The organism is Dongia sp. agr-C8, from assembly GCF_054658695.1.
On the sequence record NZ_BAAGHZ010000004.1, the window covers coordinates 550,165 to 573,577 of the forward strand.

Sequence of the window (23,413 nt, forward strand, 5' to 3'; positions counted from 1 at the left end):
TACCGATACTGCAGCATCCATGAAACACTCTCGGACAGCGCTCTTTCCAATCAGCCTTAGTAATCAGAAATTCAGTTCAAAAATTGTCTTTCCTGCCATTGAATTGATGCTTGGCAGATATCAGAAGATTGTTTTTCTTGTTGCTGACCAGCTTCAACTCTTCAATAGAGCTGCTTCTGCTGACGCGTCAGCTGATCTCTCTAGAGTCATGAAAGGCTTTAGTTACGACAGCAATACTCTCAACGAACGCCGAGCTTGGCTTGAACGATTGAGACTTCGGATGGGAGAGAGAAGTGTAGGATTAGAGTGGCGCATCTTAGGCGTCGACGAAGTTGCAGATCGCCGATGCTACAAGATACTTCGAAATGTCATTGTTGCTTACCATGTTTTGCCACCGTTTAGATCCGACGTTGATATCGCTGCATGGGAGCACGTTCGGCATTCTAGCAAGACGGCAGAGAATTCCGTCCATCATTCACTCTCGGTAAGCTATATAATTGAGGAAATCGCGCTTAGCTTGCGACTACGAGTTGTTGGTAAGATCTTGGATGAATATTACGTGGGATCAACGCTGCCTCCTGTACTTAAGCTATACGACGGAAAATACCCCATCGACGTCTACACTTTATCGGGGGTAAAGAAGCGGGAGGAGCATTACAATTTTTTTGATTTGACAATGACGATGCGCGATTTTCGATGGGACCAAGTAGAAATCGATTCTTAGCCGCTCATTCCTCCAACAAGTGTACATGAACTCTGATTCATAGGACCAGCGCGGCCAGGTTCTTCACCAGTTTTTCGACACCGTTGACCCGGGCTTTCGGTTCCGGCCAGTCCTGCTTGCAGACGAGCCGCTGGTCGGGGCGGATGCTGAACAGGCGTGCGTGCTTGGTGATGAAGCCGACCAGTTTCTCCGGCTGCGCGAAGCGGTTCTGGCGGAATTGCAGCACGGCGCCCTTCGGCCCCGCCTCCACCTTCTCGACGCCCGCGCGGCGGCAGAGCCGCTTGATGGCGACGATGCCGAGCAGGTTCTCGACTTCGACCGGCAAGGGACCGAAGCGGTCGATGAGCTCGGCCGCGAAGGCTTCCGCCTCCTCGTCGCTCTCCAGCACCGCGATGCGGCGATAGAGGCCGAGCCGCACCGAGAGATCGGTCACGTAATTCTCCGGGATCAGCACCGAGGTGCCGATGTTGATCTGCGGTTGCCAGTCGCGCTGCGCCGCTTGGCGATCGCCGCGTGCCTCGCGCACCGCTTCTTCCAGCAGCTGCTGATAGAGCTCGACGCCGACCTCGCGGACATGGCCCGACTGCTCGTCGCCCAGCAGGTTGCCGGCGCCGCGGATATCGAGATCGTGGCTGGCCAGGCTGAAGCCGGCACCCAGCTGATCCAGGGTCTGCATGACCTCGAGACGCCGGTCGGCATCGGCGGTCAGCGCCTTGCCGGGCGGCGTCGTGAGGTAGCAATAACCGCGCAGCTTCGCCCGGCCGATCCGGCCGCGCAGCTGGTAGAGCTGCGCCAGGCCGAACATGTCGGCGCGATGCATGATCATGGTGTTGGCGTTCGGGATGTCGAGGCCGCTCTCGATGATATTGGTCGAAAGCAGGATGTCATACTCACGGTCATAGAACGCGTTCATCGCCTTCTCGAGCTGGGTCGGCGACATCCTTCCATGGGCGACCACCAGCTTGATCTCCGGCACCAGCTTGCGGATGCGTTCCGCCAGCGCATCGAGGTCCTCGATCCGCGGGCAGACGTAGAACACCTGTCCGCCGCGGAATTGCTCCCTGAGGATCGCCTCGCGCACGATGACCGGATCGTAGGGCAGCACGAAGGTGCGGATCGCAAGCCGGTCGACCGGTGGCGTGGTGATCAGGCTCATCTCGCGAATGCCGGTCAAGGCCAGCTGCAGGGTGCGCGGGATCGGGGTCGCGGTCAGGGTCAGCACGTGGATGTCGCCGCGCATCTCCTTCAGGCGTTCCTTCTGTGTCACGCCGAAATGCTGCTCCTCATCGACGATGACCAGGCCGAGATCGGCGAACTCGATCGACTTGGCCAGCACCGCATGGGTGCCGATCACGATATCGACCTTGCCCTCTTTCAACGCGGCCTTGGTCTCGTTCGCTTCCTTGGTGCCAACCAGGCGCGAGAGCTGGCGGACCTGGACCGGGAAGCCCTTGAACCGCTCGGTGAAGTTCCGGAAATGTTGGCGGCAGAGGAGCGTGGTCGGCGTCACGATCGCGACCTGGCGCCCGCCCATGGCGACGGTGAAGGCGGCGCGCAAGGCGACCTCGGTCTTGCCGAAGCCGACATCGCCGCAGACCAGCCGGTCCATCGGCTTGCCCGAGGCGAGGTCCATCAGCACCTCGTCGATCGCTTTCAGCTGGTCCTCGGTCTCGGCATAGGGGAAGCGGGCGCAGAACTCGTCGTAGAGGCCTTCCGGCCGCTGCATCGGTTCGGTCTCGCGGATCGCGCGCTGGGCCGCGATCTTCAGCAGCTGCTGGGCGATGTCTTTGATGCGCTGCTTGACCCGCGCCTTGCGGTTCTGCCAGGCGGCCGAGCCCAGCTTGTCCAGCGCCACGATCGCATCCTCGCCGCCATAGCGGGAGATCACCTCGATGTTCTCGACCGGCACGAACAGCTTGTCGTTGCCTTCGTAGATCAGCCGCAGGCAGTCATGCGGCGCGCCGCCGACATCCAGCGTCTCCAGCCCTTCGTAGCGGCCGACGCCGTGGTCGTTGTGCACGACATAGTCGCCGGCATGGAAGTTCGAGAGCTCGGCGAGGAAGGTCTCGCTCTTCTTCTTGCGGCTGATCGCCCGCGTCATGCGGTCGCCCAGGATGTCCTGCTCGGTCACGACGAGCAGGTCGTCGGTCGAGAATCCGGTCGGCTGGTTCAGCACCGCGCGGGCGACGACGCCGGGCTCGAGCTTCCCCAGGTCATCGGCATGCTCGACCGGCTGCGGCGCGGGCAGGCCGTGATCCTTGACCAGTCCGGAGAGCCGCTCGATCGCGCCGTTGCTGCTGGCGGTCAGCAGCACGCGCCGTCCGCCGGCGAGTTCCGGCCGCAACTTCTGCGCCACCGCGTCATAGAGATTGATGTCGGGATTGGTGCGCGCCTCGGCGAAGCTCAGGCCCGCGCGCCCGCCGGCATCGACCCAGCCGGCACTTTCCGGATGCCGGTGGTGATTGAAGGCCAATACCGGCCGGCCCTTCTGCATCTGGTGCCAGCCGTTCTCGGCGAGATAGAGCCGCGCCGGCTCCAGCGGCCGATAGGGCGCTGCCCCACTCTCCTTCTCGGCGCGCTGCAGGTCGGTGCGCGCCTGGTAGAAATCCGCGATCATCTCGAGGCGCGCGTTCTTCGCCTCCTCGAACTGGTGGTCGAGGGTCAGCACGGCATCGGGCAGATAGGCGGTCAGCGGCACGAGTTCGGCCAGGAACAGCGGCAGCCAATGCTCCATGCCGGGATATTGGCGACCGGCGCTGATCGCCTCGTAGAGCGGGTCGTCGCTGACATTGCCGAAGGTGTTGCGGTAGTTGGTGCGGAAACGCTCGATCGCCGCCGGATTGAGCGTCACCTCGTTGACCGGCTTCAACACGAAGCGCTCGAGCTTCTCCTGGCTGCGCTGGGAAAGCGCATCGAACAGCCGCAGCTCCTCGATCTCGTCGCCGAAGAAATCGACCCGCAGCGGGCTGGGCGCCCCCGGCGGATAGAGATCGACGATGCCGCCGCGCACCGCGAACTCGCCGGGTTCGCCCACGGTGCCGGAGCGGAGATAGCCATTCCCCAGCAGGTATTCGATCAGCTGCTGCTGGCTCAAGGTCTGGCCGCGCCGCAATTCCTGCGCCGCCGCCGCGAAGGTCGCGGGTGCCGGCACGCGTTGCAGGATCGCGGCGACCGTCGTCACCACGATCGGCCGGGCCCCACCCTCCGGGAGATGCGCCAGATCGGTCAGCGCATCGACGCGACGCGCCAGGATGTCGCGATGCGGGGAGACCCGGTCATAGGGCAGGCAGTCCCAGGCCGGAAACGCAACCACACGCTGCTTTGGGGCGAAGAATTCCAGCGCGTCGGTCAGTCGTTGCAGCCGCACGTCATCGACGGCGACATGCAGCACGCCGCCGGGATGCGCCTCGGCCAAGGCGGCGATCAGCTGGGCGTCGCGACCTTCCGGAACGCCCCCAACCTTCAAGAGAGTGGCGTTGAGGCGGCCGGATTCCGGCAGTTCAAAGGGCAGTTTTTTCACGATTGGTGAAGTCGAGGAGAGATCCAGTGACAGGGTTTTGCAGCCGGGCCGGCAGGGGCACGCGCCCGACAAGCCAGTCGTATATATCGGGGTCGGGCTCCCCCAGCAACACGGCGAATTGCTGCAGCTCCGCCATGCGGAATTGGGCCAGATGCGCCTCGGCGAACCGGCCCAGGATCAGGTCGAGCTCCTTGACCCCGCGGTGCTTGCTCTGGAACAGCAGCCGCCTCCGCAAAGCCGCTTCCTCGCCGATTTGGCCTCGGGGGGCAATCTGGTCTCCGGTCATGGTTTCGTTATACCTTGCCCACCCCTGGATTCCACATTTAACCCGCCCTCTGGGAGAAACCCTTGCGGCCGCAGATTCTGTTTCCACTGTTCGCCGCGGTGACCAGCCTGCCGGGAATCGGCCCGCGATTCGGGAAACTGCTGGAAAAGCTCTGCGGTCCCCATGTGGTGTCGCTGCTCTGGCACCTGCCGACCAGCCTGGTGGACCGCAGCGCCGAGCCGGACCTCGACGATGCGGTCGAGGGCTCGATCATCACCGCCGTGGTGAAGCCGCTGGCGCATATGCCGCCCAACAACCCGCGCCAGCCCTACCGCGTCTCCTGCGTCAACGATACCGGGTCGCTGGACCTGGTCTTCTTCCACGCCAAGGCGGATTACCTGAAGAAGACCCTGCCAGTCGGCGAACTCCGCGTGGTCAGCGGCCGGATCGAGCGCTATGGGCATGGCCGCACCGCCAACATGGTGCATCCGGACTACATCCTCCCGGTCAGCCGCCGCGACGAAATCCCCCGCTTCGAGCCGGTCTATCCGATGACCGCCGGGCTGCCGGCCAAGGTCGTGGTGAAAGCCGTGCGCGCGGCCTTGGAGGATCTGCCGGATCCCGCCGAATGGGCCGACCCGCATCTGGTAAAGCGTCACAGCTGGCCGGATTGGGACGACGCCGTGCGCGCCGTGCACAACCCGAAGACCCATGGCGACCTCGACCCTGCGTCGCCCGCGCGTGCCCGCCTCGCCTATGACGAGTTGCTGGCCAACCAGCTCGCCCTGGCGCTGACCCGCCAGCACAACCGTCGCCTTCCGGGGCGTCCCAGCACCGGCAACGGCAAGCTGCGCGACAAGGTGCTGAAGGCCCTGCCCTATCGCCTGACCGGATCGCAGACCATGGCGGTCGCGGAGATCGAGGGCGACATGGCGGGCTCGCACCGCATGCTTCGGCTGCTGCAGGGCGATGTCGGCAGCGGCAAGACCGTGGTGGCGCTGATGGCGATGCTGGTCGCGGTCGAAGCCGGCGGTCAGGCCGCGCTGCTCGCCCCGACCGACATCCTCGCGCGCCAGCATCTCGCCACCTTGCGGCCGCTCTGCGCAGCCGCGGGCGTCAACATCCTGCTCCTGACCGGCCGCGAGAAGGGCAAGAGCCGGGATGCGATCCTGAAAGACCTCGCCGACGGCGAGCTGAAGCTGATCGTCGGCACCCATGCGCTCGTCCAATCGGATATTGCCTTCGCCGATCTGCGTCTCGCGGTAATCGACGAGCAGCATCGCTTCGGCGTGCAGCAGCGCATCGCGCTGGCGGAAAAGGGAAAGGGCGTCGACCTCCTGGTCATGACCGCGACCCCGATCCCGCGCACGCTCATGCTGACGGCCTATGGCGACATCGACGTCTCGCGCCTGACCGAGAAGCCGATCGGCCGCCAGCCGATCGACACCCGCGTGCTGCCGGTCGAGCGCCAGGAAGAAATCATCCCGGCGTTGAAACGCGCCATCGCGAGCGGGGCGCGGGTCTACTGGATCTGTCCCCTGGTCGAGGAATCGGAAGACATCGAGAAATCCGATCTCGCCGCGGCCACGGCACGGCATCGCGCGCTGTCGGAGATCTTCGGCAAGCGGGTCGGCCTCGCCCATGGCAAGCAGAAAGCGCAGGACCGCGACCAGGCCATGGCCGATTTCGCCGCCGGCCGGATCGACATTCTGGTCGCAACCATCGTGGTGGAGGTCGGTGTCGACGTGCCGGAAGCGACCGTGATGGTGATCGAGCATGCCGAGCGCTTCGGTCTGGCGCAGTTGCACCAGCTGCGTGGCCGGGTGGGACGCGGCCAGGGCAAGTCGAGCTGTCTCCTGCTCTACCAGGGGCCGCTGACCGAGACCGCGAAGGCCCGGCTGCAGATCATGCGCGACACCGATGACGGCTTTCGCATCGCCGAGGAGGACCTGAAGCTGCGCGGCGGCGGCGAGGTGCTGGGCACCCGCCAGAGCGGCCTGCCCGACTTCAAGCTGGTCGACCTCGCCGCCCATGGCGACTTGATCCCGGTGGCGCGCGACGATGCCAAGCTGGCCATCGAGCAGGATCCGGAGCTGGTCGGCGATCGCGGCCGGGCGCTCCGCGTCCTGCTCTACTTGTTCGAGCGGGATTCGGTGGTCAGGACGTTGCGCTCGGGCTGATCCGCAGCGGCTTGCGGCGCCGGCGGCAGGACCAGCCCCAGCGAGATCACCAGCTTGATCCCATCCTCGACCGACATGTTGAGGATATGCACCTCGCGCCGCGGGATGAACATGAGGAAGCCCGAGGTCGGGTTCGGCGTCGTCGGCACGAAGACGTTCACCATCTCCTCGCCGGTCAGCGCCTCGAACTCCTTGGCCGTGGTGCCGGTGATGAAGCCGACGGTCCAGCTGCCCTTGCGCGGATATTCGACCAGCGCACATTCCCGGAAGGCCTGGGCTCGGTTGGCGAGCGCCGTCTCGGTTACCTGCTTGATCAGGTTGTAGATGGTGCGGACGATCGGCAGCCGGTTGACCACCGCCTCCATCAGTTGCCGGATCAGCCGCCCGAGCAGCCCGGCGGTGATCGCCCCGATCAGCGTGATGCCAACCAACGCGATGATGAGGCCGATCCCCGGGATGCTGAAGGGCAGATAGGTCTCGGGGTTGTATTCCGGGGGCAGCAGCGAAAAGACGCCTTCATCGACCCAGGTGATAAATCGCCAGGCGATGTAGACCGTGAGGCAGACCGGCGCCGTCGCCAGGATGCCGGCCAGGAAGTAGTTTCTCAGCCGCGCCCCGAAGCCGATGCGCGGGCCGCCGGGGCGACGTGGATCATGCGCGAAGACCTTGCCCATTCCAGCTCCTGAACCACGCCCCGAATCCGACTCGCGAATCCGAGCCGGAAGATAGGCCCGGCCATGAAACATCACTGGTCATCCCGGCGCAACTTAGCCAATAATTCCCAATAACTCCTGTCGAGGTTGGATTTCGGCGCGTTTCGGATGGCAGAGCACGAATGGATGGAAGGCGTGGTCTGCTTCGTGGACCGCGCCGAAATCAAGTCCGACATGATCGCCGCGGTCCAAGCCAAGTGGAACGCGGTGCGGGGCACGCGCGAGTGTCCGAGCCGCCACGACATCGATCCGATCGAGTTCCAGCCCTGGCTCCCCTATCTCTCCCTGGTGGAGCTTCATGCCGGCAAGGACCCGGAGAGTTTCCGCGTCCGCTACCGCCTGGTCGGCACCGAGGTGGCGCGCTTCGCCAACCATGACTTCAGCAACACCTGGCTGGAGGAGACCGGCTGGGCGCCGGAGATCATCGCGGTCAACCTGGCGCTCTACCGGCGGGTCTGGGAGACGCGGAAGCCGGCCTTCGGCCTCTCCTTGGTCGATTGGGACAAGCGCCAAAAATACAGTTTCGAATGGGGTTTGTTTCCGCTATCTGAGGACGGTCATGACATCAACGGTTGCCTCAGCGTGGACGACTTCACCGGCATTGCCGGGCGGACCCATATGCTGCGCTGAGCGCGCGAAAGGATCCTTATGCGTCTGATTCTCGCGGCCTTCTCCGCCGCGGTTCTCCTGCTCGCCGCGCAGGCGGTTCATGCCCAGGACGACGAGAGCGATCCCGGCACCGACGCCTTCAACCAGGGCGATTACGGTGCCGCGTTCCAGGCCTGGGAGGCGAAGGCGAACCAGGGCGATCCGGATGCGATGACCAAACTCGGATCACTGTACGAAATCGGCTACGGCACCAAGCGAGACTTCGGCAAGGCCGCCGAATGGTACGAGAAGGCGGCGCAATTGGGCTTCGTGGTGGCGCAGCACAATCTTGCCAATCTCTACTATGACGGCCGCGGCGTCTCGCGCGACAAGAAGCAGGCGGCGCGCTGGTACACCGCCGCCGCCCAGGGCGGCCACGCCAAATCGCAGTTCTATCTGGCGCAGATGTATTTCGACGGCGACGGCATCGACGAGAACAAGGAAGCTGGATTCTCATGGCTGCAGAAAGCCTCCGACCAAGGTTCGCCGGAGGCGCAGTACGACCTTGGCCGCCGGCTGATCTTCGGCGACGATATCGCGGAGGATCCGGCCAAGGGCACCGACCTGGTGCTAAAGTCGGCCGAGCAGCGCTACGTCAAGGCGCAGATCCTGATCGCCGACTGCTACTGGAAGGGCCGCGGCGTCGCCAAGAACCAGATCGAGGCCTATGTCTGGGCGGCGCAGGCCAAGGACGCCGCCAAGGGCCGTGACGTGAAGCGCGCCAACGATCTCTACGAGGATGTCAAATCCGGCATGAACGGCGACCAGATCAAGGCCGCCGAGATCGAGCTGATGGCGGTCAGCCCGAAGAAGAAAAAGAAGAACGATGCCGGCGATGGCGAGGGCGACGACAAGGACAACACGGACTGATCGCGGCGCGGCAGCGCTTAATAGACCGCGCCTGCCCTGGTCGCCTGCAGCTTCGCCAACGTCTCCGCGGTCGACAGCAGGCCATCGACCTTCGGGTCATATTCCGGATAGAGCGTCACCGTCAGGGTGATCTCTGCACGCGCGGTCGCAGTGCGCACTTGCTGCTGGATGTAGGGATAGCCGCCGCCGTAAAGGAACGGCCGGTGCCGATATCCGGGCCAGAACGGATCGTCGTATGGATCCCAGAACGGATCGTAGAACGGGCTCGGGCGATAGTAAGTACGCCGCTGCACCTCGACGTCGCTGTTCCGTCGCTCGTTGTCGATCTTGAAAGCCGCCTGCCCGCGCTCCTGCGCGATCTGCGCCGCGCGCCACAGCGCTAGGTCATGGGCCTTGTCGAGCTCCATCTGGGTCCGGGCGTCTTCGCGCGGATTGGACACGGAGACCTGGACCGCGTCGCCGCGATAGGTCACTTCCACGCGATCAGGGCCAAGCTCCTTCGAGGTATAGCCGAAGTCGCCGCTGGTCCCCAGCGCCACCATGGCGGGCTTGGGCGGCGCCGGTGTCGCGCAGGCGGCCAGGGAAATCAGCAAGACTGCGGTCAGAACACGCAGCATGGTTCAGGTCCTGATGCTCACCACCAGATAATTGGGCATTGGGCAGGCCCGGCGCCAGTGCGACCTTAGGCCCTATGGCCGCCGGGTGATCAACGCCACAGGGCCTTGGGGTCGTTCAGCACCACCGGGTTGAGGGCGAGGCAGTACTGGCCGCGGTGCCAGATCATCCGGCAGGTCCGCCCAGCGTCATCCGAGCTCAGCCCCACCATCAAGGCGGCATAGCGCTTCGAGCCCTCGACCTGGCGCAGCACGACGGTGGGGCGGCCTTTGAGGTCACCCTTCATCTTCTGCTTCATGTCGCTGATGGTCTGCTGCGCCTTCTTCTGGTCCGCATAGGCGCCGAAGATGATGCCCCAGCCCGGCAGCTTGCTCGGCCCTGCGTTGCCGTCGCCGTCGACCGAATCCGTGGCGGCGCATTCCGAGCCGTTCAACACGACCGGGGGCGTGCCGCTGTCCAGCGCCGCCGGGATCATCGCGATATTGGAGAAGGTCGATGGCACCGTCTCGCCACCGGCAAAGCCACTGTCGAGCAGCTTCTTGATCTTGGCGGCGCGGTCGTTGCGATCATGGGCGCCGAGCAGCACCGCCACCAGCCGGCGCTCGCCGCGCAATGCCGAGCCGATGACGTTATAACCCGAGCCGCAGGTGAAACCGGTCTTCATGCCGTCGGCACCGGGATAGCCGGTCAGCAAAGCGTTGACCGTCGGCAGGGTCCGCCCCGCCACCGTCGCCTGGCGATCGCCGAACAGCGCATAGCGGTCGGGGAAATCATGGATCACGTGCAACGCCAGCACCGCCATGTCGCGCGCGGTGGTGACCTGGCCGTCGTTGGGCAGGCCGGTCGCGTTCTGGTAGCGGGTCCCGACCATGCCCAGCTTCTGCGCGGCGGCATTCATCCGCCCGACGAAGCCGCTCTCGCTGCCGCCGATCTGTTCGGCCAGGGCAACCGCGGCGTCGTTGGCCGAGGTGACCAGCATCGCCGAAAGCGCCTGCTTCACGGTCAGCTTCTGGCCCTTCTTCAGGCCGAATTTGGTCGGCGGCTGACTGGCGGCCTCGGCGGAAACGGTGATTTGCGTATCCATCGACAGACGGCCGGCCTTGACCTCGTCAAACACGACGAAGGCGGTCATCAATTTCGTTAAGGAAGCCGGATACCAGGCCGCATTGGCCCGGTTGGCGACCAGAATCTGGCCGGTCTCGGCATCGACCACCAGGCCGGCCGGCTTGGTCCCGTCAGCTTGCGCACAGGTGACCGGCGTTCCTAACCCCGCCATCCCGCAAACTGCGAGAATAAATGCAAGAATCGCTTTGCGCATAGGCCCTTCGGTGGTCAAATCCCCGCCAGAGATACTAAGAGTTCGTCGCAGGGAAGTCTTATGGGTTCGGGGAGAAACTTGCGCAAGCATGTGTGCGCGTCGGCATTATTGCTGACCGCCCTGGTCGGAGCAATCCGACTCGGCATTGCGCCGGCTGCGGCCGACTACCAACAGGGTGTGGCCGCCTATCAGGCGGGCGATTTCCGCGGCGCATATGAGGCCTGGCAACCGCTGGCCCAGGAGGGCGACGCCACCGCCCAGAACGCTCTCGGCGCCCTCTATGACCATGGGCTCGGCGTCCCTCAAGACGATGTGAAGGCGGCTTATTGGTACGAAAAGGCCGCGAAGCAGGATTTGCCGCTGGCGATGCGGAATCTCGGCACGCTCTACGCCAACGGCAACGGCGTTCCGCGCGACGATGACCAGGCGCGGTTCTGGCTGCAGAAGGCGGCCGATGCGGGCGATGAGCAGGCGGCTAAGCGTCTCGCCGCCCTCACACGGTCGGTGCCGGCGGCGCCGGTCGCGTCGGAATCGGGCGCCGCCACCAGCTTCCCGTCAGAGACGCCGTCGCAATCCGCCGTTCAGCCGATGCAGGCGGAAGCCCCACCGCCGACTGCGCCGGCGGATGCCGGCGCGGCTTCGACCGAAGCCAGTGCACCACCGCCCTCCGGCGTTGCGCCCGGGAGCTTCGAACAGGCGACCGAAGTTCCGCCGGCCGTCGAGACCGCGCCGACGACCGAAGCCATGGCACCGGCAACGGAAGCACCGGCGGGCGAGGCCCCACTCGCTGAGCCATCGGCAGCGGCGGCGGCGCCTGAGCCGTCGCCCACGCCGGAGGCGCCCGCGGTTGCGGCGACCGAAGTCCCGGCACCCGCTCCCATGGTCGCGACCAATGAGAGTGGCCTGCCGAAATCGACCGTGGCGCAACCGGAATCGAACAAGAGCAAGAAGGCGACGCCATCGCCCACGCCGGCTCCTGTCACGACGACCGAAACGCCCGTCCCTGCGGCACCGAGCTCCGACCCGATGACTCCGGCGTCGCCGACCACCGAGGCGATGACGACCAAGACCGAGCCCTTGAAACTCGCGCCCACGCCGACGCCTCCCGCGGAGACCACCCCGGCGGCGACAGAAGCGGCGGTGGCGGAAGCCGCGCCGCCCGCGACCGAGGCGACACCGGCTGCTGCGGAAACGACGCTGCCCGCGACCACCACGCCGGCCTCATCCGCGCCAGCCGAAACAGGCACCGAAGTCGCCGCCGCCGCGCCGGAGCCCGAAGCCTCCCCCGCCCCCGCGGCAGAGACGGCGCCGGCGACGACCGAGCCTGCGCCGATGAGCGAACCCGCGAGCACCGAGCCCGCCGCTCCCGCCGTGCCGACGACACCACCGGTGCAGACGGCCGCAGTCGTCGCGCCGCAGCCCACGGTTCCGAACTGGCTGCTTGGCGAGTGGCAGGGGCCGACCCAAGGCTGTCCGCCGAGCGGCGGCGTGACGTTCGAGGATGCGCAGGCGATCGTCTATTCCAAGGGCAAGATCGAGACGACCTTCCCGGTCGCCTATCGCGTCGAGCCGGGCAGCGTCACCGTATCGACCGTCGGCCCCGACGGCATCACGCAGGACTTCGTCTATCAGAAGACCGGCGCGAACAGCATGATCATCGTCCAGATTCCGCAGAACATGTCGCGCGCGGTGTTGGGTGTCGCGCACCGCCGCTGCGGCGTGGCGAAGACCCAAGAGGCGCAGATGATGGCGCCCGCCGCCGTCTATCCGGGATCGACGCCGGAGGTCAGCGACAACCAGCTGACACCCAAGCAATCGGCGGAGCGCTACGCCGAGGCGTCAGCGATTGCCGGCGCGCCGGCCGCGGCCGTCACCGAATTGCCGAAGACCACCAAGCCCGCGGCGGTGCCCGAGGTCGAGCCGGCGATCACGCCGACGCCTGAACCCGAAGCGGCACCCACGGCGACGACCGAACCGATCATTCCCGAGTTGAAGCCCGAAGAATCCGCCCCGATGCAGGCGCCGGCGGAGCAAACCGCCGAAGCCCCGGTCGCGGAAGCGACGCCGGCGCCCGCGCCGACGCCTGAAGCCGCGCCCGCCGAAGCGCCGCCGGCCGACGCTTCGACAACGGAGACACTGACTGACATTCCGCCGGAAGTGACGACGCCGGCCGCCGCCGCATCGGAAGCGACCACGGCGGAAGCACCGACCGAGCCTGCCCTGCCGAAGTCGACGGTACCGGCGAGCGTCGAAGACAAGGCGAAGAAGGCCGAAGAGGAAAAGGCCGCGGCCGAAGCCGCAACAGCGGCGACGGCGGCGACACCCGAACCTCTCCCCACACCCGAACCCGCACCCGCCAGCACGGAGACCGCCGCAGCGGAACCCGCGCCGACACCGGAACCGGCACCTGCTCCGGTCGCCGAGAGCACGGCAGAACCAACACCCGCGCCAGCCACCCCGGAACCCGCGATCCCGGAATCGACGGCGACGGAGCCCGCGACTCCCGAGGCGACGGCAGAACCCACGGTCACCGAACCGACCGCGACCGAGCCGACAACGCCCGCGCCAACCCAGGAGGCCGCGGTGACCCCGCCCTCGCCGGCATTGGCGGCGACGCAACAGGAACTCGCCGAAGAGGCCTTGGCTTCCGGCGACGTCGACAAGGCTCTGTCGATCTGGGAGCCGCTGGCAAAAGGCGGCGACACCGGCGTCGCGGTCAATGTCGCCGGCATGTATGAGTTCGGCAGCAAGCCGATGCCGCAAGACTACGCCAAGGCCGCCGAGTGGTACGCCATGGCCGCCGAGCACGGCGATCCTTATGCGCAATACAAGATGGGGCGGGCCTATACCCGCGGCACCGGCGTGCCGCTCGATCGCGTGCAGGCCTACAAGTGGCTCACCATCGCCATGCAGTCGCTCTCCAACGCCAAGGAAGGCAAGACCGGCAAGGCCAGCCGCATCGAAATCGAGACCGGTCTCAACGACATCGTAGGCGCGATGTCCCAGGAGGAAGTGACCAAGGCCTCGCAGCTCGTGAAGCAATACAACGAGCAGCACCAGATCGCGGAGTGAGGCTCGACAGCGCGAGGGGGCGGCTGTTAGCCTCAGATTGAGGCAGCGCGCCCGCACGCAACCGCGATCGCTCAAAACGCACTCACGCCGCAGGCCCATCATGGACACGCACAACTTCGGTTTCGACTTCAACGCGCTCGCCGAGAAAGACCGCGATCACATGATCCATCCCTGGGTCGATCTCGGCCTCACCAGGACGCGCGAACCCCTGATCGTGGTCGAGGGCGAAGGCGCCACCGTCACTGACGCCAAGGGCCATCGCATGATCGACGGCATCGGCGGCATGTGGTGCGTCAACGTCGGCTACGGCCGCAACGAGATCGCCGAAGCGATTGCCGAGCAGGCCCGCCGGCTCTGCTATTTCTCGCCCTTCGGCATCATCGCGACGCCGCCTTCGATCGAGTTCGCGGCCCGGCTGGCGCAGTACGCGCCCGGCGACCTGAAGCATGTCTTCTTCACCACCGGCGGCTCGACCGCGGTGGATTCAGCGCTGCGCTTCGTCTCGTTCCGTAACAACTTCCTCGGGCTACCGAAGAAGAAGCACATCATCACCCGCGAGTTCGCCTATCACGGCAGCACGCTGCTCTCGGCCTCGGTCTCCGGCAAGCCGGCCGATCGCGGCAACATGGATCTCATCACCGACATCATCCACCACCTGCCGGTGCCCAACCCCTATCGCCGCCCGGAAGGCATGACGCTCGAGCAGTTCTGCGACGAGAAGGTCGCCGATCTCGAGAAGAAGATCCTCGAGCTCGGGCCGGAGAATGTCGCCTGCTTCATCGCCGAGCCGCTGCTGGCCTCCGGTGGCGTGATCGTGCCGCCGCCCGGCTATCAGCGCCGGACCTGGGAGATCTGCCGCAAATACGATGTGCTCTACATCTCCGACGAGGTCGTCACCGGCTTCGGCCGGCTCGGCCATGTCTTCGCCTCGAAGCCGGTGTTCGACATCGAGCCCGACATCATCACCTGCGCCAAGGGCCTGACGTCAGGCTACGTTCCCTTGGGTGCGATGCTGGTCTCCGATCGGCTCTTCGCCGAGCTCACCGAGACCGCGGGCAAGGGCCAGTTCTTCGCCAACGGCTATACCTACTCGGCGCATCCGGTGGCCTGTGCCGCGGGCCTCGCCAACCTCGACATCATCGAGCGCGAGGACATCTGCGGCCGGGTGCGCGAGAACGGCCCCTATTTCCAGAAGCGGATGGCCGAGCTCATGGAGCTCGACATCGTCGGCGATGTGCGCGGCAGCCATTTCATGGTCTGCGTCGAAACCACCGCCGACAAGAAGCAGAAGCTGGCCCCGCCGGTGCAATGGGACGTCGCCTGGCGCATCTTCGAGAAATGCCGCCCCAAGGGCCTGATGGTGCGCCCTCTGAGCCATCTGATCATCCTCTCGCCGCCGCTGGTCATCACCCGCGCCCAGATCGACGAGACCGTCGAGGTCCTGAAACAGGGCATCAAGGAAGTCTTCGACGACTTGACTCGCGAAGGATTACGGACGAAGGCTTGAGCCATCTTTGTTATGGAGAAGAACCTATGAGCATCGAGAACCCCGTCGCCCGCAACCAGGCCTATGTGCCGCTTCGGCTCGCCGGCCGGCCGCTGGCCTTGAAAGCCGGCGTGCTGGTGCTCGGCATTGCCTTCCTCACCGCCTCCTCCTGGGTCCAGGTCCCGATGTGGCCGGTGCCGATGACCATGCAGACCTTCGCCGTCCTGATGGTCGGTGCGCTTTGCGGCTGGCGCCTGGGCGTCGCGACCGTGGTCGCCTGGCTGGCCCTCGCGGTGCAGTTCCCCCTGCTCTCCGAGTTCAAGACCCTGCCGATGGTCGCCACCACCTCGGGCTATCTCGCCGCCTTCGTGATCATGGCCGGCTTCGTGGGTTACATGGCCGAGCGCGGCTATACGGCCCGGCCGATCCCGGCCTTCCTGGTCCTGCTGGTCGCCGAGGTGATCTGCTTTGCCCTCGGCGTCGCCTATCTCGGCGCGGTGATCGGCTATGACAGCGCCGTGCAATACGGCCTGATGCCGTTTCTGTTCGGCGACTTCGTGAAGCTGCTGCTCGCGGTGGCCCTGCTCACCGGACTGCGCCGGATGCTGCCGTCGCAGCTCTGACGCCGCGCGTCGGCTGATACAAAGCCCCGCCGGGTCTCGGACCCGGCGGGGTTGCTATTTGAGCCAGACCTCGGCGCTGGCGCTGCGGCCCAATCCGTCGATCACCGTGACCCGCGCAGCACCCTTCCCGTCCGGATCCCATTCCGCCTGACGCCGGAACGGCGCTGAGTCGATCGGCTTGCCGTTCACCAGCCAGCGCAGCGGCAGCGCCCCGCCCCGCGCCGTCAGCACCAGGCTGGTCCACCCTGAATCCGAATGGGCGAGATCCAAGGTCGCGCCGTCGACCGGACTCTGGATCGCCGGACCGGCCAGGGTCAGCGGCGCCGCCCCGCTCTCCGCGCCCGGCTGCGGATCGAAGCGGCGCAGGTTGACGGGCAGGTCGTTGGTGCTGCCGATGATCGCGCCCTCCGGCGGCACCGAGGCCGCACTCTCGCCATGCGGCAGCTGGTCGAATACCTGGAACAGGATCGGCGCCGCGGCCTCGCGGCCCATCCGCCCAGCCGAGAAGGCACCGTCCGGCCGCCCGACCCAGATGCCGACGGTGAAGCGCGCGTTGTAGCCGACCGCCCAGGCATCGCGGAATCCGTAGGAGGTGCCGGTCTTGTAGGCGACCGTGCTGGCGTTCCGACGGTTGGTGGCGGCGAGCCAGCGTTCCGGCGGCGGCGTCTCATCAAGGATCCGAGTCACGTACCAGGCGGCCAGCGGCGACATCAAGGAATGCCCCTCGCCGATCTTCTCGTCGGCACGATAGAGCAGCGGCCGCGCGATCCCGCCCTCGGCCATGGCGGCGTAGAGCGTCACCATCCGCTCAAGGCTGGTGCCGACGCCACCCAGCGCGATCGGCAAACCCGGCTGCGCATGCTTGTCAGGCAGGATCAGCGCGCCGCCGGCATCGCGCAGGCGCTGCGCGAAGCGCGCCGGCCCGACGCGATCCAGCAAGGCGACCGCCGGCAGGTTGAGCGAGAGCTGCAGGGCCTCCCGCGCCGTCACCTCGCCGCGATAGAGATGGTCGAAGTTGGAGGGCGCGTAGTCACCGAAGCGCATCGGGACATCCTTCACCACGGTCTCGGGATGCACGATGAGATCCTCGAAGGCCATGCCGTAGATGAAGGGCTTCAGCGCCGAGCCCGGCGAGCGGATCGCATCGACCATGTCGTTCTGTCCGAACCGCCGATCGTCGAAGAAGTCCGCCGAGCCGAGATAGGCAACGACCCGGCGCTCGGCATTGTCGACCACCAGGGCGGCAACGCCGGCGCCCGGTTCCAGGCCGGTCTGCACCCGCGCCGCCATCACCTCGATCCGCCGTTGCAGGTCGGCGTCGATGTTGGTCCGGATCATCAGATCGCCCGGCGACTGCAGCCGCAGGCGCAAGGCGAGGTGCGGCGCCTCGTTCAGCGCCGGTAGCCGAGTGCTCGGCGATGGTTCGGCAAGAGCGGCGCGATAAATTGCTGCGTCGATCACGCCGGCGGCGAGCATCCGCGTCAGCACCTTGTCCCGCGCCGCCTTGGCGGCGGCCGGGAAGCGATCCGGCCGCAGCGTCTCCGGCGATTGCGGCAGTGCCACCAGCAGCGCCGCCTGCGCCTCGGTCAGATGCGCCGGCTCCTTGCCGAAATAGGCGAGGCTGGCCGCGCGCACGCCTTCGAGGTTGCCGCCATAGGGCGCCAAGGTCAGGTAGATGCCGAGAATCTCCTGCTTGCCGAGCCGCGCTTCGAGCTGCACGGCGCGCCCCATCTCGATCAGTTTCGAGGCGAGCACCCGCGGCCGCGGTTCCAGCAGGCGCGCGGTCTGCATGCTGAGCGTGGATGCACCGGAAACGATCTCGCCCGCCGCGACCGCCTGCCCCGCCGCGCGCGCCACGGCCAGGGGATCGACGCCGGGATGGACATAGAAGCGCCGGTCCTCATAGGCGACCAGGAAGCGCAGGAACTTCGGATCGACCTCCGCCGGCTTTGCGGGAAAGCGCCAGGCGCCGCCGGCGGCCGAGAAGGCGCGCAGGATCTGCCCGTCCTGCGCCAGCACCATCACCGAATGCGAGCCCAACCGCGCGAGATCGGGCGGATAGACCCGATCGAGCGCGATCCCGCCGCAAAGCGCTACAGCGAGCAGCGCCGAAGCCGCAAGCGCGATGCGGCGGAGCCGTCTCATTGATACGCCGCCACGCTTGCCGTGCCCATCGGGCCGCGGGCGCGGAGCTCGGGCTTGTACATGTCCTCGAGCTCGACCGCCGGCGCCTTGTACTGGCCCGGCGTCACCGCGCGCAGCATGTAGGCGAAGGCGAAGTTCTGCTGGTCCGGCCGGGTGTCGAAGGCGGCGATGAAGCGGTCGTCGCGGTATTCGACATAGCTGCTCTCGCCGAAGGTGCCGCCGGACAGCTCCGGCAGCCAGGCGAGATCGCCGGTGCGGCGGTTGTTGTTGAGCCGCTCGTTCTCGATCTCCAGGCCCGCCGGCAGCAGGTCGATCACCATCGCCCGGTGGTTGGCCTGGTCGTTGAACTGGCCGGTGATCACCGCGACGACGATGTCGTTCTGCCGGAGCTTGGTGAGGTCGGCCGGCTTGCCGTCGAGAGTGAAGAACTGCCGGTCGACCTCGGCGCCATGCGACACCGCGGGCTGCGATTCCGTGGGAACGCCGCTGGCGGTGGCGCGGAGATAGACCACCTGGTCGCCCTCGTTCTTGAGGACGACATCCTGGTCGAGGTCGCCGAGCCCCGCCTGCCACAGATAGGGCGTATCCCGATCGGCACCCTGGCCGTTGCTCAAGGCGACTTTGAGATGCGCCTGGTCCTTGGCGGTCGCATAGGCAGCGCGCAGGATCCAGGCCTGCTCCTGGGTGCTGAGATAGCTGCGTGCGCTCATCTCGCCCGCAACGCGGTCGAGCAGCTGCGCGAGATCGGCACCGGGCGCCTTGGCCTCGACCATCAGGGCGATGATCGCGGCGTTGTCGCGCAGCCCGGAGCCATACCATTCGGAACTGTAGTCCCAGTAGCCGCGCAAGGCCCGCTCCGCGTCGGTCTTGGCCTTGGCGAAGGCCTTGCCGGCCCGCTCCATGTCGCCGGTCATCGCCAGGGCGGCGCCGATCTGCGCCACCGCGATCGGTGTCGGCAGGCGATTGAGATAGGTGTCGTTGAAGTAGCGCAGGTCGCTCAGGCTGGTGGCCTTGGCCTTGGCCAGCACGTAGAGCGCATAGGCGCGGGCGTTCAGCGTCTCCGGATCCTCCTGGTAATAGCCACCCATGATCAGCTGGAGGCCCCGGATGCCGTTGCGATAGCCGAGCTCCGAGACCTGGTAGCCCTTCGCCTTGGCCTCGGTCAGGAAGTCCATCGCATAGGCCGAGAGCCAGCGGTCGGGCATGTCGGACGCGCTCCAGAGGCCGAACTGGCCGTTGCTGCCCTCATGTTCCAGCGCGCGATTGACCGCGTCCTGGATCCGCTCCTTGTCGCCCGCGACCATTGCGTCATCGACACCCCAGGCCGCCGCCAGCTCCTTCACGTAAAGCAGCGGGAAGGCAATGCTGGTGGTCTGCTCTAGGCAGCCATAGGGGTAATGCGAAAGATCGCCGAGCACCCGCGGCACGTCGAGGTTGGGCCGCGCACTCATGCTGGCCTGCAGCGACGCCGTCTCGGGCAGGAACTGGGTCAGCGCGGATTTCGAGAGCGTGAAGCTCTCGCCCGGTTGCAGCACCCGCGACAGCGTCTGCGACATCGGCGTCTGCGCCGGCCGCACCGGCACGGTGATCTCATGGCTCAGGTTGAACCCGCCCGGACCGGTGACGGTCATGGTCACCTTGCCGGTGCCGAGCGTCTTGCCCAGCATCGGGATCGCCTTCCTGACGGTGTCGCCGACTTTGAGTTCGGCATCGAACACCGCGCCGTCGCCGAGCTGCACCGCGTCGGAAGCCTCGAGCGCGACGTGATAGCTGCCGGCCGCCCCGTCGAGATTCTGGATCGAGACCGAGAAGGCGCTCTGGTCGCCCGGCGCCAGGAAGCGCGGCGTCGAGCTCAGCACCACCACGGGATCGCGCACCACCAGCCCCGCCTCCGCCGAGCCGACATTGGCGCCGTCCCACGCGACCGCCATCAAGCGCAGGCGGCCGTTATAATCCGGGATCTCGAGCTTGATCGTTGCCTTGCCGGCATCGTCGAGCTTCACCAGACCGGAGAACAGCGCGACCAGCTTCAGCTCCGGCGGCGCACCGCGATTGCCGAGGCCATCTTCGTCGCCGCCTTCGCGGATGTCGCCGCGCTTGCCTTCCTTGCCATCGATCAGCTGGCCATAGAGATCGCGGATCTCGAGCCCCAACCGGCGCTTGCCGAAGTAGTGATCGAGCGGATCCGGCGTCTCGAAATCGGTGAGCTGCAGGATGCCCTCATCGACCGCGGCGACCGTCAGATAGGCCGCGCCGCCCGAGAGATTGGCGACGCTGACCGGGATGCTCACGCTTTGCCGCGGCAGCACCTTCTCCGGTACGGTCATCGCGACCTGCAATTGCCGAGGCTTCGGATCGATCGCCAGCCAGGCCGTGCCGATAGCCCGGCCCGGACCATGCTGATCCGCCTCGCCGGGCCTGAAGGCGCTGACCAGCACGTAAGCGCCGGCGCCCCAGGCGGCATCGACCTTCACCTTGATGCTGCCGCCGCCGGCCGGCACGTCGACCAGCCGGTTCTCCAGCACGCGGTCGGTGGCGATGGTCACCAGCGCCTGGCCGGAGAAGGGCGCCTCGAGCCGCACCTCCGCCTGGTCGCCGACCTGGTAGAGCTCCTTGTCGGCCACGACCTGCATGCGGTCCGGCGTGGTCGCGGTGCCGGGCTTGGCCCACCAGCCGGCGTAGAAGCGCACTGAGCTCGCGGTGCCGCTCGCCGCGTCATAGACCTCCAGACGGTAATGTCCCCAATCGACGTTCAGCGCGAGTTTCGCCGGCGCCGCCGCGGTGGCGTTCAGGTTTCCGTTGGCGACGCCCTTGTCGCGCACCACGACGTCATAGTCCCAGGCGTTGTTGGCATAGAACCACTGATAGTCCCAGTCCTCCTGCACGAAGCGATAGGCAAGACCGGCGCGGTCGATCGGCTTGCCCTCGGCGTCGACGGCGATCACCTCGAAATCGACCGCCGAGCCCGAGGGCGCCTCGTCGCCCTCCAACACCGGCTTGATGCCGATGCTGTAGGGCCGATTGCGGATCGCGATCTTCTGCGACTTGATCACCGGCCGGCCGCCGAATTCATAGACCTCGACCCTGAGAGTTGCGGCCAAGGGCTGCGCGGTATCCGGCAGGTCGCCGAGCGACAGCCGCAGCGTCGCCGCGCCCTGCGCATCGGTCTTGCTGTCGTCCAGCGGGTTGCGCGTCGGCTCCACATCCTCGTCGGCAAGACCGAAGCGATAGCCCTTCAGGTCCGGGAAGGGATCGGTGTCCCGGGCGATGGTGAGATCGGCCTTCACCGGCAGGTCGGCCGCCGGCGCGCCGTAGAGGAACTTCGCCTGCACGGCGACCGTGGCTTCGGTATCCGGCGCCAGCGTGGTGACCGAGGGCGTGACCTCGGTCTCGATCCGGGCCGGAACCACGTCCTCGACCAGGAAGCTCATATCCGCGATCGGATCGCCTTCGGGATCGACATAGGCCTCGACCGTCCACCTGCCGGTGCGGGCGGTCGCCGCGATCGGCAGGTCGATCTGATAGCCGCCGCCTTCGTCCCGCAGGCTGTCGAAGCGCGCGCTCTCGACCCCGTCGGGGCGCAGCAGCTTCAAGGTCACCGGCAGGCCGGTGATCGCCTTGGCGCCTTGGTCGCGCAGCAGGCCGACCACATGCACGGTCTCGCCCGGGCGATAGACGCCGCGGTCGCTGTAGAAGAAGAGATCGGTATCGCCCGGCATCGAGCGGCCGCCGACGCCGCGGTCGGAGAGATCGAAGGCGCCGCGCGTGAGGTCAAGGAAGCTGAAATCGCCGTCCTTGCGGAAGGCCATGACGGCGGTCGCCGTGCGGCCGCCTTCTCCTCGCAGCAGGCCGGGGTCGAATTTCGCGAGACCGGCTCGGTCGGTGTCGGCCGTCGCCAGCACCTCGTTGTTGCGGGCGATGAGCTTGAGCTCCACCCGGTTCAGCGGCGTGCCGCTCTCCAGCGAATGCACCGAGACCGTCAGGCCGTCGCTGCCCGAGTAAGTTGTAAGGCCGAGATCGGAAACGACCAGCCACTGCGTCGCGGTAGCCTGCCAGTGGAATTCCTCTTCCGCGCCGGGCTGGTAGGGCGAGGCCATCAGCACATAGATCCCGGGCTTGGTCTCCTTCACCACGTCCTGGATCGGGAAGGCGGTGACCACGCGCTTGTTGCGCTGGTTCTCGACCTTCATCGAGCCTTTCCAGATGAGTTCGCCGTCGCGGTCTGCGATGTCTTCGGCGTCATAGCCCGAGAGCTCGATCAGGAAATGCTGGTTTACGATCTGGTCGGTCAGCTTGCGGTCGTTGATGCGCATCAGGCGCAACGCGACCTCGTTCGTATTGACCGTGATTACCGGCACGCCGGTGCTACCGACCTTCGGCAGGACATAGGCGCTTTCGCGGAAGCCGATGCTGGGCTCGCGGTCCCCAACGGTGAAATTCAGGTCCTCGCCCTGCGCCAACGTCTCGCCTTCGGCCGAAGGCAGGCCCGGCAGCAGCTTCACCCGGTAGTCGGTGCCGTAGGCGAGGCCGGCAATACAGAGCGTGACGCCACCGTCCGAGAGCGCGAAGCTGGCATCGGCCTGCGGCTCGAGCTTCACATAGTCCTGGTAGTGGATCCGCTCGGGCTCCTGCAGCATCCCCTGAAATTCGATGCAGGCGCGCGGCGTCTCGCCCGCCATTTCCAGCCGGCTGTTCACCGGATGGAAGGCCAGTGAATTGCGCAGCTGATCCAGCCGCCCGCTGGCATCGGAATCCCAGGTGTCGCGCAGGCCCTGGGTATAGGCGACGATCGCCAAATCCACCCGGTTGGCCTTGTCCAGCAGTTGCCCGACCCGGAGCAGTGCCTTGCCGCGCTGCTCGCCATAGGCCGATTGCGCGCCGAGGAAGGCGGCGCTGGCGGCATCGTCCAGGGCGCCCGCCTTCTCTTCCAGCTCGGAGAGCTTCCACCATTGGGCACCGCTCTCGCGGCCCAGGCCGATGGCCTGCTTCAGCTTGGTCGCGGCCTCAGCGAAGCGCCCGGCCTGCTCGGCTTCGCTGGACTGGGCGGTGCTGGTGTCGATCAGCTGCGGGTCGAGGCCCTGGGCGGCCTGAATGATCCCGTCGCGATAGGCCTGGGCGTTCTTCTCGATTTCGGAAAGATCGGCGGCGAAAGCCGGCAAGCCAGTGGTCATCGAACCGAACATCAGGACGATGGCGGCGAGCAGGACGCGCTGGAGGCATTTCATGGAAGTCGA

Annotated in this window: 14 protein-coding genes; 7 read left to right on the plus strand and 7 right to left on the minus strand. The window is 66.4% G+C overall.

The features are described from left to right. Positions 1-19 precede the first annotated feature (19 nt). Positions 20-724: a hypothetical protein gene (locus ACYQ4T_RS22895; RefSeq protein WP_459858913.1), complete on the plus strand. Its 705-nt coding sequence runs from the start codon at positions 20-22 to the stop codon at positions 722-724. Between the two features lie 37 nt (positions 725-761). On the opposite strand, the gene mfd is transcribed toward ACYQ4T_RS22895, so the two are convergent. After that, on the minus strand, positions 762-4,244 hold the full coding sequence (mfd, locus tag ACYQ4T_RS22900; protein ID WP_459858914.1) for a transcription-repair coupling factor: 3,483 nt from the start codon (positions 4,242-4,244) through the stop codon (positions 762-764). Next, positions 4,225-4,530 (minus strand): succinate dehydrogenase assembly factor 2, encoded by a 306-nt coding sequence (locus ACYQ4T_RS22905; protein WP_459858915.1) that lies wholly within the window; start codon positions 4,528-4,530, stop codon positions 4,225-4,227. Before ACYQ4T_RS22905 ends, mfd begins: the two co-directional genes overlap by 20 nt. Positions 4,531-4,592: 62 nt before the next feature. Between ACYQ4T_RS22905 and recG the strand changes: the two genes are divergently transcribed. Continuing rightward, positions 4,593-6,689, plus strand: coding sequence for an ATP-dependent DNA helicase RecG (gene recG / locus ACYQ4T_RS22910; protein ID WP_459858916.1), 2,097 nt, complete (start codon positions 4,593-4,595; stop codon positions 6,687-6,689). Here recG and ACYQ4T_RS22915 read toward each other — a convergent pair. Continuing rightward, a complete protein-coding gene (locus tag ACYQ4T_RS22915) occupies positions 6,641-7,363 on the minus strand; it encodes a DUF502 domain-containing protein (RefSeq protein ID WP_459858917.1) in 723 nt (240 codons plus the stop codon). The genes recG and ACYQ4T_RS22915 overlap by 49 nt on opposite strands. 147 nt (positions 7,364-7,510) lie before the next feature. Here ACYQ4T_RS22915 and ACYQ4T_RS22920 point away from each other — a divergent pair, with 147 nt between their 5' ends. Both ACYQ4T_RS22920 and ACYQ4T_RS22925 read left to right on the plus strand, forming a co-directional pair. Beyond that, on the plus strand, positions 7,511-8,032 hold the full coding sequence (locus ACYQ4T_RS22920) for a PAS domain-containing protein (RefSeq protein WP_459858918.1): 522 nt from the start codon (positions 7,511-7,513) through the stop codon (positions 8,030-8,032). A gap of 18 nt (positions 8,033-8,050) precedes the next feature. Continuing rightward, positions 8,051-8,920, plus strand: coding sequence for a tetratricopeptide repeat protein (locus tag ACYQ4T_RS22925; protein ID WP_459858919.1), 870 nt, complete (start codon positions 8,051-8,053; stop codon positions 8,918-8,920). Between the two features lie 17 nt (positions 8,921-8,937). Here the strand turns inward: ACYQ4T_RS22925 and ACYQ4T_RS22930 are convergent, their stop codons facing one another. Then, positions 8,938-9,537 (minus strand): CC0125/CC1285 family lipoprotein, encoded by a 600-nt coding sequence (locus tag ACYQ4T_RS22930; protein WP_459858920.1) that lies wholly within the window; start codon positions 9,535-9,537, stop codon positions 8,938-8,940. Between the two features lie 89 nt (positions 9,538-9,626). Next, positions 9,627-10,811 carry a D-alanyl-D-alanine carboxypeptidase family protein gene (locus ACYQ4T_RS22935; RefSeq protein ID WP_459858921.1) on the minus strand — a complete coding sequence of 395 codons (1,185 nt, stop codon included), beginning with the start codon at positions 10,809-10,811 and terminating at the stop codon, positions 9,627-9,629. A 120-nt stretch (positions 10,812-10,931) separates the two neighbouring features. Between ACYQ4T_RS22935 and ACYQ4T_RS22940 the strand changes: the two genes are divergently transcribed. The 3 genes from ACYQ4T_RS22940 (at position 10,932) to ACYQ4T_RS22950 (ending at position 16,034) form a co-directional block, all read left to right on the plus strand. Beyond that, positions 10,932-13,925, plus strand: coding sequence for a tetratricopeptide repeat protein (locus ACYQ4T_RS22940; protein WP_459858922.1), 2,994 nt, complete (start codon positions 10,932-10,934; stop codon positions 13,923-13,925). 100 nt (positions 13,926-14,025) lie between these two features. Beyond that, complete coding sequence (locus ACYQ4T_RS22945) at positions 14,026-15,432, plus strand: aminotransferase (RefSeq protein WP_459858923.1); 1,407 nt, start codon at positions 14,026-14,028, stop codon at positions 15,430-15,432. Between the two features lie 26 nt (positions 15,433-15,458). Continuing rightward, positions 15,459-16,034 carry a biotin transporter BioY gene (locus ACYQ4T_RS22950; RefSeq protein ID WP_459858924.1) on the plus strand — a complete coding sequence of 192 codons (576 nt, stop codon included), beginning with the start codon at positions 15,459-15,461 and terminating at the stop codon, positions 16,032-16,034. Between the two features lie 54 nt (positions 16,035-16,088). Here the strand turns inward: ACYQ4T_RS22950 and pbpC are convergent, their stop codons facing one another. Together pbpC and ACYQ4T_RS22960 are read right to left on the minus strand one after the other, a co-directional pair. Beyond that, positions 16,089-18,179: a penicillin-binding protein 1C gene (pbpC, locus tag ACYQ4T_RS22955; RefSeq protein ID WP_459858925.1), complete on the minus strand. Its 2,091-nt coding sequence runs from the start codon at positions 18,177-18,179 to the stop codon at positions 16,089-16,091. Beyond that, positions 18,176-23,404 carry an alpha-2-macroglobulin family protein gene (locus tag ACYQ4T_RS22960; RefSeq protein WP_459858926.1) on the minus strand — a complete coding sequence of 1,743 codons (5,229 nt, stop codon included), beginning with the start codon at positions 23,402-23,404 and terminating at the stop codon, positions 18,176-18,178. The genes pbpC and ACYQ4T_RS22960 overlap by 4 nt, the downstream gene beginning before the upstream one ends. Positions 23,405-23,413 lie beyond the last annotated feature (9 nt).